Annotated in this window: 12 protein-coding genes; all 12 read right to left on the bottom strand. The window is 50.6% G+C overall.

Translation table 11 applies throughout. The annotated features are described in order from the left end of the window. Positions 1-585: 585 nt before the first annotated feature. The gene (locus J2Z65_RS27035) at positions 586-2,550 is read right to left on the bottom strand and encodes an ABC-F family ATP-binding cassette domain-containing protein (protein WP_167065899.1); all 1,965 of its coding nucleotides are present in this window, start codon (positions 2,548-2,550) and stop codon (positions 586-588) included. Between the two features lie 109 nt (positions 2,551-2,659). Then, positions 2,660-2,803 carry a hypothetical protein gene (locus J2Z65_RS27040; RefSeq protein WP_167065902.1) on the bottom strand — a complete coding sequence of 48 codons (144 nt, stop codon included), beginning with the start codon at positions 2,801-2,803 and terminating at the stop codon, positions 2,660-2,662. A gap of 87 nt (positions 2,804-2,890) precedes the next feature. Next, positions 2,891-3,793: a response regulator gene (locus J2Z65_RS27045; RefSeq protein WP_167065904.1), complete on the bottom strand. Its 903-nt coding sequence runs from the start codon at positions 3,791-3,793 to the stop codon at positions 2,891-2,893. 5 nt (positions 3,794-3,798) lie between these two features. Next, complete coding sequence (locus tag J2Z65_RS27050; protein WP_240159976.1) at positions 3,799-5,052, bottom strand: sensor histidine kinase; 1,254 nt, start codon at positions 5,050-5,052, stop codon at positions 3,799-3,801. 41 nt (positions 5,053-5,093) lie between these two features. Then, the gene (locus J2Z65_RS27055) at positions 5,094-5,855 is read right to left on the bottom strand and encodes a TSUP family transporter (RefSeq protein WP_167065910.1); all 762 of its coding nucleotides are present in this window, start codon (positions 5,853-5,855) and stop codon (positions 5,094-5,096) included. Positions 5,856-5,890: 35 nt separating this feature from the next. Then, positions 5,891-6,541, bottom strand: coding sequence for an amino acid ABC transporter permease (locus J2Z65_RS27060; RefSeq protein WP_167065913.1), 651 nt, complete (start codon positions 6,539-6,541; stop codon positions 5,891-5,893). A gap of 10 nt (positions 6,542-6,551) precedes the next feature. Then, entirely contained in the window at positions 6,552-7,202 is a 651-nt protein-coding gene (locus tag J2Z65_RS27065; RefSeq protein WP_167065917.1) for an amino acid ABC transporter permease, read from the bottom strand. 63 nt (positions 7,203-7,265) lie between these two features. Next, entirely contained in the window at positions 7,266-8,141 is an 876-nt protein-coding gene (locus tag J2Z65_RS27070; protein WP_240159977.1) for a transporter substrate-binding domain-containing protein, read from the bottom strand. A 20-nt stretch (positions 8,142-8,161) separates the two neighbouring features. Next, complete coding sequence (locus J2Z65_RS27075) at positions 8,162-8,890, bottom strand: amino acid ABC transporter ATP-binding protein (protein ID WP_167065920.1); 729 nt, start codon at positions 8,888-8,890, stop codon at positions 8,162-8,164. Positions 8,891-9,380: 490 nt separating this feature from the next. Beyond that, positions 9,381-10,358 carry a CapA family protein gene (locus J2Z65_RS27080; protein WP_167065923.1) on the bottom strand — a complete coding sequence of 326 codons (978 nt, stop codon included), beginning with the start codon at positions 10,356-10,358 and terminating at the stop codon, positions 9,381-9,383. Positions 10,359-10,465: 107 nt separating this feature from the next. Then, the gene (locus tag J2Z65_RS27085; protein WP_167065926.1) at positions 10,466-11,299 is read right to left on the bottom strand and encodes an alkaline phosphatase family protein; all 834 of its coding nucleotides are present in this window, start codon (positions 11,297-11,299) and stop codon (positions 10,466-10,468) included. Between the two features lie 21 nt (positions 11,300-11,320). Then, a complete protein-coding gene (locus J2Z65_RS27090; protein WP_420850873.1) occupies positions 11,321-13,090 on the bottom strand; it encodes a glycoside hydrolase family 35 protein in 1,770 nt (589 codons plus the stop codon). Positions 13,091-13,195: the final 105 nt, after the last annotated feature.

Raw genomic sequence — 13,195 nt, forward strand, 5'->3', positions numbered from 1 at the left:
TATTTCATCAAACCGAGCTCCACTTCTACCAAAAATACAAAATAGAGGACCACAGTTCCCTCTCGCTAGCTCAAAAGGCTATTCTCGCTAAAATAGCACCCTGCCGTTCCCTTAGCCGTAAGGTGGCAGCCCAGTTCTAAGCTCGCTTACCTCAGAGCTGAAAAAAGGCCGCCCCTCCGGTCTTTTCAGACCTTTCGGAACAGCCCTTGCAGCTTACTTATTATCAGTCACTTAGCACGGAACCGACAAAGTCCGGCGTGCCGTCCGCGTGCCACTTCTGCGGAAGCTTCTTAAACTAGCTACTTTGCGCTGAGCAGCCTATGAATGGCTAGTTTCAGAGAGCGGCGAATTCGTGGAGGGAACTGTGGTCCGCTATTCTGGCCAAGTCAGCATAAATCGCAATCTTAGCGGAACTACAGTCCCTTATTTGCCGGGGAGACCTGCAATTCGGCCAAAATACACAAAATAGCGCCCCCTAGTTCCCCCTAAGAGGGGAAAGGGGCGCTAAACAGCAAAATAGCGGATCATAGTTCCCACTCTCCCGCAAGACACAAAAAAGAGGAGCCTGTGGCCCCCCTCTAATTATTATTCCTCCAGCTGTATCCACTCCGCATACAACTGATCCAGTTCCGCCTGCGTCGCTTCGCGCTCCGCCCAGAGACGGTTCAATTCATCAGCCGCAGGATTCTCCAGCGCCTGATCGAGCCCGCTGAGCAGCGTTTCCGCCTCCGCGATCTCTCGCTCCAGCTTCATCCGCGTGAACGCAGCCGAGCTGCGAGACTTCCCGCGCGAAGCTGCGTCCACCCGCGGCTTCGCCTCGGCCTCGGGCTTTGCCCTTGCTCCAGCTTTCGCTTCAGCCCTCGCTCCTGCTGCCCTTGCTCCAGCTCTCGCTTCAGCACCCGCTCCCGCTCTCGCATCCACCTCCCGCAGCTGCGCGCTCTTCGCTTTGTAATCATCGAAGCTGCCCAAATATACGGTGATGCGTCCTTGATGCAGCTCCCATATTTTCTGGGACAGCCGGTTCATAAAGTAGCGGTCGTGCGTCACGGCAAGCACCGTGCCCGGAAACTCCTCGAGCGCTTCCTCCAAAGCCTCCCGCGAGGCAATGTCCATATGATTCGTCGGCTCATCCAAAATGAGCAGATTCGGCTTGCGCAGCACGAGCAGGGCCAGCCGCAGTCGCGTCCACTCTCCGCCGGAGAGCGAGCTCACCGGCTTGAAAACGTCGGCGCCATAGAACAAATAAGCAGCGAGACGGCCTCTAGCCTCCCCTTCTTCCATCCGGGCTTCCTCGCAGAAGTAGGCCAGTACCGACTTCTTCTGATCCTCGGGATACTCCTGCTGGGCCAAGTAGCCGATATCCACGCGCGCGCCGAGCTCCAGCTCGCCCCCGTCAGGGCTCACCTCGCCCATGATCATTTTCAGCAGCGTCGTTTTCCCAGAACCGTTATGCCCCAGAAGCATCACCTTCTCGCCATACTCCAGCAAGCCGTTTGCCCTCTGAAGCAGCACTTTATCCCCATACTGCTTGCTAACGTTCTCAAAGGCAATCACTCGTTTACCGGAACGGTCATCCACCTTCAACCCGAACTCCGCCGCTTTCGGATCAAGAACCGGGCGCTTCAGTTTCTCCATCCGATCCAGCGCTTTCTGCATGGAGGCCGCCCGGCGGAAGAACTTCTCATTTCCTCCGATACGCCCCCACTCCGTCAGCTGCTTGATCGTCTCTTTCATCTTCTTGATGACCTTCTGCTGTTCTTGATAATCCGCGAATTGCTGTAGCAGCCGGACTTCTTTCTCCTTCATGTATCCCGAATAGGAAGTCAGATAGGTCGAAGACTCCCCATCTTCCAACTCCACAATCTTGGTGACGACGCGGTCCAAAAAGTAGCGGTCATGAGACACAATGAAGCACGCGCCCTCATAATGGGTCAGATACTCCTCCAACCATTCCACGCCAAATAAATCGAGATGATTCGTCGGCTCATCGAGCAGCAGCAAATCCGGCTTGCCGATCAATTGAGAAGCGAGCGCAATCTTGGTCTTCTCTCCTCCGGACAGCGAGGCGAAACTCCGTTCATATACTTCCCGGCCAATGCGGAGTCCGCTTGCCACCTGGTCAATTCTAGCATCCAGTTCGTAGCCGCCCTCCCGCTCGAAACGCTCCTGCAGCTGCGCATACCGCCCCAACAGCTGATCAAGCTGACCGACCGCAGCAGGGTCCGACATTCGCTGCTCCAGCTCCATCATCGCAGAACGGCACTCTAGAAGCTCCGCAAAACTAGCCGCCAGTACATCGTACACCGTGCCGCTCTCCCATTCCGTCGGGATTTGAGCCAAATAACCGATACGCGTATCTTTGCGCACTGTTAATTGCCCTTCGTCCGGCTTTTCCATTTTGGAAATGAGCCGCAGCAGGGTCGATTTGCCGCTTCCGTTTCGCCCCACCAATCCGATTCTTTCGCCTTGATGAATTTCAAAAGTAACATCGGCAAGCACCAATTGCGCGCCGTGGTATTTCTTTATATTTTGACCATTTATAATTAACATCGTTAAGGATCCTCCCTGGTTATGAAAGACCCTAACCTGAACATCCTGAACGCAGCAAAAAAGGCCGCAGGAAAATTCCTACGACCTTTGCGGATAGCTCCGATTGAGGCTAAGGTAGGTGTCTTTTCGTGAGTTGTGAAACCATATGATCATATTTGGACAGACTTCTCCCGTTGTGGGCTGCTGCATGAACGATGCCAGCCATCGCGATGGGTAACTGGCTCACACGGTTGTTCACAAACTCTCGATTCATCCTACCTTCACCTCCTTTTCTTCAGATATATCAAATATTACCATAACCATCGGTCAATTCGCAACCGAAAAGCGCCCGTTTCCGAGCTCAATGCTCGCTGCGCATTTTATCCGTGACTTCCAGATACAGCACTTGGAGAAATTTTTTTATGTTGATTTTGCTTTTCTCCGACTTCAAATTCTCATCAATTTCTTTCATTTTCAAACGGACATCCTGGAATTCAAAATAGAGCGGCGCATAATGCTCAAATTTCGGATTGCTGTAATCCGTCAAACCAATGCTCGCCATATGGGTTAAGGCAGCCATGACAGCACGGCGAATCCGCTGCTCGACAGCTTTTCCTTCTTTTTCCACGTCAGCTTCAGTCAGTTTGTGGCAGCGGGCTGCCGTTTCATAAAGATCCTTCAGCGGCGGAATGCCTTCACCTCTGTGATGCTTTGTGAGATGTTCGATAATGTCCGTCACATCCCGGCTTCCGCTCTCCCCAACGATCCCCATATCCATGAGAATGGGCTGCAGAATCTCGCGGACGCTGCGCTTTTTGCGGATGCTATCCGAAGCCACATTCATTAGGCTAAGCTTCGTTAAAGAATCCTGAATCTCCTTCAGGGAACGACTGATTTTCCACTGCTCGTTGACCTTGGAAAGCACGGCTTCCACTTCAATTTTGTTAATCGGCTTCTGAATATAGTATTCGACGCCAGCCTGATACGCCTTGCCGATCATCTCTTTATTTTCAATCTGCGAAATCATGACGTACTTCCCTTGAAAGCCTTGCTCCTTGAGCCGAATAATGGTCTCAATGCCATCCTGATCCGGCATCAGCAGATCGATGACAACGACATCAGGTGTCGTTTCGAGCAGCACTCTTTCCCCTTCGCTCCCGCTGCCTGCTGTTCCTACGACTTCGCCTAGCCCGCCTTTTTCAATAATCTTGTGCAGCATCAGCCTGCTCACCGCATCATCGTCTACAATTCCAAAAGACAACATGATCTCTACGCTCCTTTTTTCAACGTATCGGTCAATAAGGTAATCACAAAAGTTGTCTGAGGGCTAAGCTCGTCAGAACGCAAATGAATATCCCCGCTTAAGGAATGAACGATATCCCGCACGTGGGAGAGCCCGATTCCGGTTGCAGCAAAGCCCTCCTGATTGAATTTGGTCGTAAAGCCGGGCTCGAAAATCATCTCCTTCTCGAACTCGGCAATCCCCGTCCCCGTATCCGATACCGTCAGAATCGTTTCAGCGCCACGCTCGTACGCACTTACGTGAATCGTCCCCTGATCTTCGATGGCCTCCACGCTATTGGACAAAAGATTATTCATCACGGTTAGCAAAGGAAGGTAATGATCCGAATCATAGTCGATTCGCAGATCTGTGGTGAATTGAATGTGTTTGCCAAGCATCCCGCTGTATCCGTGATTGGACTTTATCGCGAACTCTACGATTTCCGCCAGCCTCATATCCGAGGCGAATTCCCGATCGAACAGCTTCAATAAACCGGCGAGGATGCGCTGCGAATCCTTTTTCACCTCATGGATTTGTTGCGTGATTTCTAAAATCGTTCGGGCATAGCTTTTCAGGCCCGTGCCGTTTACTCTTTCGTATAAATTGTGGCTTTTGGCCGTCAGCTGCTCGATCGTCTCCATCGACTTACGGAGGTAAAATACTTCGCCGTAAAGCCCGCTGTTTGTATTCAGCATCTGCTCCATCCGCTTCTGCTGCTCACTGTGGAGAACCCGCATCTGATGAATGGTGACGCTGCTGTAGATGCCGACCACAAAATAGCTTCGTACGAGTGCGGTCACGGTAATAAACACTAATTGCTGCGAAAACTTGTAGGGTGTATCGAAAATGAAGCTGCGCGCCAGCAGTTCAATCTCATTGGACAGGAGATCGATGAGCGACAGGAATAAACCCAGCACAAGGGGATGGAATTTCCCCAGTTTCTGTTTCATCAAACTCATGCCCACCGCAAAAGCCATATAATACAGCATCGCGGGCAAGTGGTTCTGCATGCTCCAGCCGAGCGATACTGCCCCCTGCGTCATGATCCCTTCCTCTATGGAGCGAAACAACAAAACGGTAATTCCTGTAACAATGCCTGTGTAGATAAAAGGCAAATGTTTGAGTAACAGCAGGCATAAGAGGAAGGCGCTGCTGCCTAGACCGATCCGAAACACTTCGCCACTGAAAGGCGTGATTTTGAACTCGCCGGCGATTGCTGTCACAATAGCGATGAGTATCATTTGTAAGCCTTCGTTTTTTAAGCGCCCCAGCCGATCACCCCCTACAATAAATCCCATATCTGTTTGCCGATAAGGAGTATACAAACGGTAAGAAATAAAGGCCGAACATACGCTGAACCTTTGCGAATCGCCATGCGCGAGCCCAGCAGGGAACCGCAAATCATCGCGATACCCATTGGAATCCCTATTCCGTAGTTGATGGAGCCGAGCACCATGAACGTAGCCAAACTCGCTATATTGCTTCCAAAATTCAGCACTTTGGCGTTCCCGGCCGCTTTCACAAAGTCAAAGCCTAACATGAGAAACACAAATATAAGAAAGGAGCCCGTACCAGGTCCAAAAAAGCCATCATAGAAGCCTAATCCGAAAGCGGCTCCCCCCATTAGCAGGGCTGTTTTGGTAGAATACTGACGGAACGTCGAGCGGTCTCCCCAGTTTTTCCGAAAAATCGTATAGACGGTAATAAGAATCAGCATGACGACGACCATCGGTCTTAAAAAATCCGAAGGAATTTGCCGCAGTACCATGGTTCCGCTAACTGCCCCTAATAAAGATAAAAGAAATAAGCCTTTTACTGCTTTGATATCGATATTACCCGAACGCATAAAGGAAATGGTACTCGTCAACGATGACATCGTGCCAGCCAGTTTATTCGTTCCCAACGCGACTGCAGGTGGCAATCCCGTTGCAAGAAGAACAGGTAAGGCGATCAGCCCCCCGCCTCCTACGACCGAATCTACATAGGCGGCAAGAAATCCTCCCGCGATGACGAACAAAAACATTTCCCAACTCAAGTGTATCATGATGTAAGTGACTCCCTCTTCCAGCTCAAATTCTCCTACACCATTCTCGCTTCCATTCTGCGCGCTGCTAACGACAATGCATAATTGACTGCAAAATAAAGCACAGCCACGATGAACAGAATTGGTATGGTGTAGCTATAGCTTTGTCCAATTACTATTTTCGCATGATGCATCAGTTCAGGCAAGGAAATAACAATGGCAAGAGAAGTGTCCTTGAGCAGCGAGATAAACTGGCTCACCAGTGGGGGCATCATGCGTCGCAAACCCTGAGGCATTACAATATGCCAGAGAGTTTGGACATAACCGAGCCCGGAAGAACGAGCCGCTTCAATCTGCCCTTTATCGATAGAAAGGAGCCCGCTGCGCACAATTTCCGCAATCATCGCTCCTTCAAAAAGCGTAAGCGCCACAATCGTCGCATTCATGGGCCCCAGCTTAATGCCGATATCCGGCAAAGCAAATCTGGCAAAGAAGATGATAAGCAATAAAGGCAGGTTGCGGATTAGCTCCACCGCTATGGCCAAAATAGGCGAAACGACAGGCATTTTCGTATAGCGGATCGTACCGACGACACAGCCGACAATAAAGCTAAGTATAATAGAAATCAGTGCAACTTTAAGCGTCATGTAAAAGCCTTCAAGAATAAACCTTATATTATCCATGGAAAAAGCGTGCAGAATATCCATCTGTCCCCGTTCACCCCCTGGCCAGCTTACGTTCTAGACGCAGAGCGCCGTAGCTTAGCGGTAGTGTTAGTATTAAGTAAAGCACCGCGACGAAAATATACGTATCAAACGTGGCGTACGTCTCACTTGCAACTTGATCACCGAAATACATGAGATCGAAGCCCGCGAATACGCCCAGCACCGACGAATTCTTAACCAGGTTAATAAACTGGTTGCTCAGCGGAGGTATGACGATTTTGATCGCTTGCGGAAGAACGACATGCTGCATCGTTTGCATATACGATAGACCCGAGGATCTTGCCGCCTCCGACTGGCCCACCGGGACCGACATAATGCCGGCGCGAATCGCTTCAGCGATAAAAGAAGCCGTGTATACCGTCAAGCCCAAGGTTCCGCAGACAAAACCGCTCAAGGTAACTCCCATCGACGGCAAGCCGTAAAAGAACACGAAGACGACGAGCAAGAGCGGAATATTTCGAATGAACTCCACGTAAGCCGTACCTATCCACTGTAAGGGCTTTACGGATGAGATGCGAAAAATGGCTATGATCGTTCCCAGAATAAAGCTGCCGATTAGTGCGATGAGGCTGGCCCAGATCGTGTTTACGAATCCCTTCATGTAGATATCGAAATAATCGGTAAAAATCGAGAAATCCGGCATCGGCTTGTGCTCCTCCCTCATAGACAGAAGATGGGCAGCTTGCGGCTACCCATCTTATCCTTGTTATTTGGATGGCGCCTCGCCGATCCATTTCTTGTATATCTTGTCGTACTCACCGCTGGACTGCAGCTTTTTCAAGCTGTCATTGACCGCTGCTTGAAGTGCCGTCTCACCTTTTTTCATGGCGATTCCGTAGGGCTCATCCGTGAACGGCTCGCCGACGACGACAAAGTTCGGATCCTGCGCCATCATGCCGTAGAGGATGGCATTGTCCGTAGTCAACGTGTCCCCTTGCCCCGCTTTCAGCGCGCTGAATGCATCCTGGTAGTTATCGAACTCCAGAACTGTTGCCTCCGGCGCTTTGGCTTTAATGTTGGCAACCGAAGTAGCGCCTTTAACCGCCAGTACTTTAGTGCCTTTTTTAACATCGGCTACAGATTTGATCGGACTGCCCTTCTTAACCAACAGGGACTGTCCCGCTTTAAAATAAACATCGGAGAACTCCACTTGCTTCTTACGCTCATCCGTGATCGTCATCGTCGCGACAATCATGTCGATCTCCTTGTTGTCGAGCATCGGGATGCGTGTTTTGGAGGTTACTTCCTTGAGCTCGATTTTCTTCTCATCGCCGAGAATTTCCTTGGCGAGCGCTTTGGCCATATCTACGTCGAAGCCTTCTACTTCGCCGCCGGTCGGATTTTTCAAGCCGAACAGCTTTGTATCGTATTTGACGCCTACCACCAGCTTGCCTCTGCTCTTGATTTCATCGAGAACCGATGCTCCGCCTGCCGGCTTGGCTGTGCTTGGTGCGCTGCTTGCCGCTGGGGAGCTAGCTGGCGAGCCTGAGGCACCTGTGGATGTTGTGGGTGTGGATGCACATCCTGTCAATGCAAAAACAGCTACCATCATAACCATGAAACTCCACTTTTTTGATATCATATTCGTTCATCTCCTCATTTTTAATGGTTAAGCACGCGGTTAAGAAATAACCGTGCACGTTCTTCTCTCGGATTGACGAAAAACTCCTCCGGAGGCGCTTCTTCGATGATTTGTCCTTTGTCCATAAAAACAACCCGATCCGCCACTTCCCGGGCAAAGCCCATTTCGTGCGTGACCACAACCATCGTCATCCCCTCATGCGCCAGCGCCTTCATAACATCCAGAACCTCGCCAACCATTTCGGGGTCCAAAGCGGAGGTCGGCTCGTCGAACAGCATGATCTTCGGCTTCATCGCCAGCCCTCTGGCTATAGCTACCCGCTGCTGCTGACCGCCGGATAACTGCGAGGGATAGCTTCTGGCTTTGTCCTGAATGCCTACCTTCTCCAGATAGTACATGGCCGTTTCTTCCGCTTCTTTCTTCGTGAGCCCGAGAACTTTCATCGGGGCGAGCGTGATGTTATCGATCACTTTTTTATGCGGATACAAATTAAAATGCTGGAAAACCATCCCGATGTCCCGTCGCAGCTTATTAATATCCGTCTTCTTGTCGCTGACCTGGGATTCGCCCACGACTAACCCGCCGCTAGTGATCGTTTCCAGCCGGTTTATGCATCTGAGCAGCGTGCTTTTGCCAGAGCCTGACGGACCGACGACAACAACGACTTCCCCTTGCTTAATGCTTAGGTTAATGCCCTTGAGAACATGAAACTCGCCATAGTGCTTCTCTACTTGTTGGAATGAGATCAATGGAACCCCCCCTTCGCCCACCTATTAACTATGTAAACTATTTGTCATGTTAACTTACACTTGATGTGTTTAAATCTTAATGTAAAACTATGGAATCTTATACAATCCGACATGTGGTTGTAAAAAAGAATTAAAATTTCGTTAAGGCACAGTTTTACAGGCCTACTTTTGTTTAACCTTCTCTGCGTAGGGTGAAACAGCGGAAATATAAGAAAAGACCGTTAGGCATTCATGCCTGACGGTCTTTCTAGGTTGCACAAAGTACAACATAATGGCTGTAATTCGGCTTCGGCGCTCCTCTATGTTGTACAAAGTACACTATTTTGGGCTGGAAGCCGTTATTTTCGGGCAGTTTGGTTAAAATCATTGTACTTTGTACAATGAACGGTGAGATTAATGGCGCGATCGCCTTTTAGGTTGCACAAAGTACAACATAAAGGTGGTGAAGAGGCGCCCAAGCATGGATTTGGAGACGCGAGCAGGCTTCGCCTCAACGTTTTCTCTCAGGGACGACTGTATACACGGTCTTCTCCGTTTTTCTCCGCTCCACAAGGGTGGGGATTCCCTCAACTCCGCTGATATCCGTCTGTCCATTCTCATTCTTAGAAAGGGTCAATGACAAAATCATGCCCCGTACCGTATTGGAACCTTTGTTTAGCTTCGTCGATACGAAATTCCCTAAGGAAGAGGCCGCGACACGCGTCCTCTCCTGACCATACTTGTCTTTCATCACGGTCTGAGTGACCGGGTGGAGCACATGCGGATGCGCACCTAGCACCACGTTCACGCCTTGTCTAAAAAGGAACCGCATCCACTTTTTCTGACTCTGGTCCGGAGAGCTTCGATACTCTTTCCCGAAATGGAGACAGGCTATGATGAAGTCTGCTCTATCCCTCATTTCTCGAATATCGGCTGCCATCTGCCCTGCATTAAAGCGATTAACAAACCACGGCTTCGGTACGGGAATGGCATTCGTTCTCTCCGTGTAAGCCACAATCCCAATCCGCACACCTTTAATCTCCACAATCAGCGGCCGTTTGGCTTCCGCAGCGGAACGCGCCGTTCCCGTATGGTGAAGATTGTGGGCATCCAGAACTTGCAAGGTTCGTTTGACCCCTCTTGTCCCACCGTCCATGCAATGGTTATTAGCCGTCGTAAGGACGTGGAAGCCCGCCTTTTTCAGCGTTCCAGCCAATTCATCCGGACAATTGAATACGGGAAGCCCCGTTCTTGGATTCCTTCGTTCTCTTGGGCAGTTGCATTTGGGGCGAATGCCGGGTGCGCCCAATTGTCTTTCGCCGGAGAAAGTCGTCTCCAGATTGCCCAGTGTCAAATCATGAGCCTTCAAAATAGGCGCAACCTCTTCGAAAATAGGATCAAACGCATGCCCGTTTGTTTGTTTCGATGCAGCAATGATTTCACTTTTCATCAATAAATCTCCGACAGCGGCAATCGTAACTTGGACCAACGCCCTCACTCCTCTCCTGAGCAAAATATTCAGGTAAAGGTTTCGATGTTTGTAAAATAGGCATAAAAAAAAGACAGCCCGATGATCGTCATCGAACTGTCCTTTTTTTATGTCAGCAAGCCGGCCGGCACCTTGGCGTCCCAATCACTCGGGATCTGCAGTCCAATCGCATAGAGCGCAACCGCCGCCGTGTCCATGATGGACAGGCCCGACAAGTCAGCCTCTGGGCTAACGCCGGGTCCCCGGCAGCCCCAGAAAATGGTCATATCCTGTGGAGCATCACTCCCATGACTGAATGTATCTACACCGCCGCCGCCGTGATCTGTCGTGATGATGAGCAGGCTGTCATCCAGCATTCCTGCTTCCAGAAGCTCTTTGCCAATCTCCCCGATCTGTCTGTCAGCACGTGTGATTGCTTTCAAATATTCCGTGGATTCATCCCCATACCCATGCCGATGACCTGCGGCATCCACATCATCCAGTTGGACGAACAGCAGCTCCAGCCCGGGATTCGTACGAAGATAAGCTCCGATGGCAGGAACCAGTTGTTCATCCGGCGCAGCGCATTTTTCCATACCTGGAATCTCTTCAATAATGCCCGTTATAATTGGCTTCCATGAGACGAATGCGGCCATTGTGCTGTCTGGTCTCGCTTCTCTCAAAATTTGAAATAGGGAAGGCGCGGGCGAATTCGCCGGAAAACTTCGATTGTTTTGAATATGCACATGGGACTCATGCCGCTCCGGCATCACGCCATGCAAAAGCGATCCCCAGCATTCCCCGCTGTTGGAAGGAAAAGCGGTAAGAGCCTGGCTCGTTTGCGCGCCTCCCGCAAGCAGTTCATCGATATAAGGGGTTTCCGCCTCACGGATGAATGTCCCTGCACCATCAATACCTAAGATGATGACCCTTTTGATAGCTTTTTTTGATGTCAATGTCATGTCATTCCCTCCGCTTCCGGTTTAGCCCAAATCCGGTGCATCCGTCAATTCAATAACCGGATTCTCGGTACGATGCAGCTCGAAGATAACAATTTCATTGCAGCCTTTCCGCAGTAACGGCGCCGGTACATACAACGTACGCTGCGGCCCTTTTTCCCAGTAACGTCCCAGATTAAAGCCATTGATCCAAACAATGCCTTTGGACCAACCCTCCAAACGGACGAATGTGTCTCCTGCCTCTTCAACGTTGAATTCCCCGCGATAGAACGTGGGACGCTCTTGATCCTGCTCCTGCTGTACGCTCTCCGCAGAACTCACGAACGGAATCGCATCCGTATTGTCCAGTGGCAGCGGATAAATCGTCCAATCGAATAAGAACTGATTATTGAAGCGAACGCCTTCCGTAATGCCTTTGAAGTCCCTCAGTTTCGGCCCGTAGTTGACGCGGCCCATGTTCTCGACAACGATGTCCAACTTCGCACCTTGGGCTGGAATGTCCAGTGGGAGAGGACGCGGATCCCAACGCTCGACTGTGCCTTGATAGACGCCGTCCAAGAAAATTTGAGCGCGGTCGTGCACCTCCTGCAGGTGCAGCTTTTCGCCGGTTCGCGGACCGGATACCTGTGTCGAATAGACGATGAAGCCGTAGCTTTGCCCAACCAATTCCATTGGTTCCGGACAGGTGCGTTTAACCGGCACGGAAAGTTGATCAAGTTGCCCGAGCAAATCTGCTTTTTCCGTTAATGAGATACGGCCGTAGCTTTTCTTCGGAATAGGCGCAGGAAATACCGGAAACTCCTTCTCGTCTTTCTCAAGATAGCGTGCAATGACGCTGCGGACAGCTCGGTATTTCTCCGTTTCATCTCCGCACTCTGAAAGGGGTGAATCATAGTCATAGCTGGTAATCGTCGCCTCGTACTTCTCGCCAAAGTTCGCTCCGTTGTAGAACCCAAAGTTGGTTCCGCCGTGGAACATATAGAAATTCACGGAAGCGCCGGCGCGCAGCATGCGGTCGAATACATCGGCGACATCGCCTGCATCTCGCGTGTGGTGCGGCTTCAGCCAATGATCAAACCAACCGTTCCAATACTCCATGCACATGAGCGGTTCATCCGCACGGTATTCACGGAACTTCTCGAACGCCTCCTCCGGTCTAGAGCCGAAGTTGACGGTCGCCAGGGTGCCGGGAACCGTACCTCCCTGCAGCATGCCATCCTCCGGACCGTCCGATGTAAACAGCAATACATCCACTCCGCGCTTGATCAACCCATCACGTAAATACGTTAAGTACGCGGTGTCGTTGCCATAGCTGCCATACTCATTCTCGATTTGCATGGCGATAACCGGACCGCCGTTTGTGCTGAGATACGGAACTAACTTAGGGATCAGCTCATCATAGTAACGGTCTACTTTCTGCAAATAGGCCGTATCCATGCAGCGAAGCTTCATGTTCGAATACTGCAGCAGCCAAGCTGGCAGTCCGCCGAATTCCCACTCCGCACAGATGTAAGGGCTTGGCCGAACAATCACATGAAGCTCGAGCTTGCCAGCCAATGCAATGAAGCGCTCGATGTCCGCAAGACCTTCAAAGTTAAATATATTCTCCTGCGGCTCATGCATATTCCATGGCACATAGGTTTCCACCGTATTAAAGCCGCACGCTTTGAGCTTCAGCAGCCGATCTTCCCAATACTCAGGAACAACACGAAAATAATGGATAGCTCCCGATATGATTTGAAATGGCTTCCCATCTAATAGAAATTGCTTGTCTTTGGCTTGTAAAATGGCCACAATCATCCCTCCGGATTATGAATGCTATTGGTTCATAAGTTGAACTGTCTACATTCATCATCGCCGAAAGGATAGGCATTCTCCATCGCCAAATGGATCATTTTC

Source organism: Paenibacillus aceris (assembly GCF_017874035.1).
Taxonomy (GTDB): Bacteria; Bacillota; Bacilli; order Paenibacillales; family NBRC-103111; genus Paenibacillus_E; species Paenibacillus_E aceris.